Source organism: Gemmatimonadales bacterium (assembly GCA_035502185.1).
In the GTDB taxonomy this organism is placed as follows: domain Bacteria; phylum Gemmatimonadota; class Gemmatimonadetes; order Gemmatimonadales; family JACORV01; genus Fen-1245.
Map to the genome: position 1 here is coordinate 1 of DATJUT010000116.1, position 2,116 is coordinate 2,116.

Genomic DNA, 2,116 nt, shown 5'->3' on the forward strand with positions numbered 1-2,116 from the left:
CACCACCATCTGGAAGCTGCGCAACGGCCAGGCCGCCAACCCCCAGATGCGCCTCATCGAGGCACTCGCCCGCACCTTCGGCGTGCCGCCGGCCTTCTTCTTCAGCGACTACGACGACGAGCAGGCCGGCCTGCTCCGCGAAGAAGTCGAGCTGCTGGCCCTGGTCCGCGACACCGGCGTCACCAGCGCCCAGCTGCGCGCCCTCCTCGAACTCAGCCCCGGCGCCCGCCAGGCAGTCGCCGACCTCATCGAGCACACCGCACGAACCGAAGCGCAACGCCACCCGCCCGGCCGAAGCTGAGGCGAACCAGCATCCGTCACAGCCCGCCGCGCGGGCTGCCTGGTTCCGCCCACAGCATCAGCCTGGCGCCCATCAGTGAAGGCCCGACGCCCGGAGAGCAGCATGTGCGCGCGCTTCTCGGCCCAGGAGGGCACCTCACCGTCGCCTACCTGGAGGCCGACGATCTCGGTGCGGCGTCCAAGCTCATCGCCGAGTACGTCGCCAGCGACCGCGGCTGGGAGCCGTGCCGCGAATCGCCGGCGCTCCCGCCGGTATCCCGTCCGCTCATCCGGCCATCCCCGGTGACCCGCGCGCTCGCGCCGGGCGAGCCCTCTCAGGGGCTGGTCGCCGCCGCCATGAAGATCGGTACGGCCGCGAACAGCCGGCCGGCCCGGGCGCGGTCTCGCTGGTCGGCGATCCACGCGTCCGCCTGCGCGCGTGTGATCGCGCCGTGCTCGCAGCAGGCCTCGGCGAGGCGGGTGAGTACCGGCAGGAACGAGCCGTCGGTGAACACTCCCGTGTGCACCTCCGCCGTCACGTCGCCGAAGCCGGCGTCCAGCAGCAGGTTGCGGTACTGACGGGCGGCCCGCGGCGACGGCACCTGGTCGGCGCGCTTGCGCACGATTGTGCGGGTGAGCTCCGGGTCGGCCGAGTCGGTCACGATCGTGTCCTAGTCCTGCCCGCACAGCACAATGCGGCCGCCCGGAGCGACGACGCGCCGGGCCTCGGCGAGCGCCCGTACCGGGTCAGCCAGCGCGTGGATGACCTTGTCGGCCCGGTAGCCTGCGGCCTCCCCGTTCTCAAGCGGCAGGGCATACGCGTCGCCGACGCGGAACTCGCCGCGCGGCCAGCGCGCCCGCGCCAGCGCGATCATCTGATCGCTGACGTCGATCCCCGTCACCCGGACGCCCTGATCCGCTAGCTCGGCGACGGCCCGCCCGGCACCGCAGCCGACATCGACGACGAGGGCGCCTCGGGCGGCACGCAGCAGCTCGTACGAGCGGGCGCGCAGCGCGGCGGCGCCGGAACTCTCCTCGACGGCGTCGAGCTGCGGGGTGAGGGCCTCGATTGCTTCGCTTGACATGCGCCCCATACTGCGACTTCATGTCGGCATGAAGTCAAGCGCGACCATGAGCATCGGCGAGGTGGCCGGGCACTTCGGCCTGCCACGCACGTACTGCGCCACTGGGAGACCATGGGCCGGCTCTCGCCCGCGCGCGCGCGACTGGAGGTCGCCGCCGATAACTCCGACCTCTACCGGGTCGCGGGCATCCTGCTCGCCAAGAAGGCAGGGCTCGCCCTGACCGACATCCGCGACATCCTGACGACCGCCGACCTCGAGAAGCACCGAAACGTCACCCGCCGCCACCGTGATGAGCTGGTGCGGCGAATAGCGGAGATGCAGGCTGCCCTAAACCTCACGCTCAGGCGAACTCCGGCTCCGCCCGGATCGTCCACACTTAGCGCGCAGATCATCCGTTCAGGCGCGCCCCGGACGCCTACCAGACAGGTTAGTCTGAGCAGTTCTCACCGTCCGGTTGTGACGCGGCGACCCAGGCGGCCACCTGGGCGCGGGAGGTAAACCCGAGCTTTGCCGCACCGCGGCCGTTTCCGCCCTGGCCCGGCTGGTGCCTGCCCGGTGCCGGGAGACCCGGTCGTGCGGGCGGGGCTGCAAGGGCCACCGCGATTATGGACACTGCTGAGGCGGCCGGCTACCCCGCGCGCTGGCGGCCGTCGTCTGTCCCGCCGCAGGCGGCGGTGTTCGCCCGCACCGTGGTGGCCGGCTGCGGGCCGACGGGCCGGGACCGGGCCAAGAACCTGCTGTGGGCGGCAGGC

3 protein-coding genes are annotated in these 2,116 nt (G+C 72.3%); 1 reads left to right on the forward strand and 2 read right to left on the reverse strand.

Annotation, left to right across the window (positions count from 1 at the left end):
• Positions 1-301: hypothetical protein (locus VMF70_16145; protein ID HTT69558.1), on the forward strand; the 301-nt coding region annotated here is incomplete at its 5' end.
• A 313-nt stretch (positions 302-614) separates the two neighbouring features.
• On the opposite strand, the gene VMF70_16150 is transcribed toward VMF70_16145, so the two are convergent.
• Positions 615-941, reverse strand: coding sequence for a hypothetical protein (locus VMF70_16150; protein HTT69559.1), 327 nt, complete (start codon positions 939-941; stop codon positions 615-617).
• A gap of 9 nt (positions 942-950) precedes the next feature.
• A complete protein-coding gene (locus VMF70_16155) occupies positions 951-1,364 on the reverse strand; it encodes a methyltransferase domain-containing protein (GenBank protein ID HTT69560.1) in 414 nt (137 codons plus the stop codon).
• Positions 1,365-2,116 lie beyond the last annotated feature (752 nt).

Bases quoted from the DNA above. Each gene is read 5' to 3' on its own strand.
- VMF70_16155 (HTT69560.1), bottom strand. From the start codon at position 1,364: ATGTCAAGCGAAGCAATCGAGGCCCTCACCCCGCAGCTCGACGCCGTC.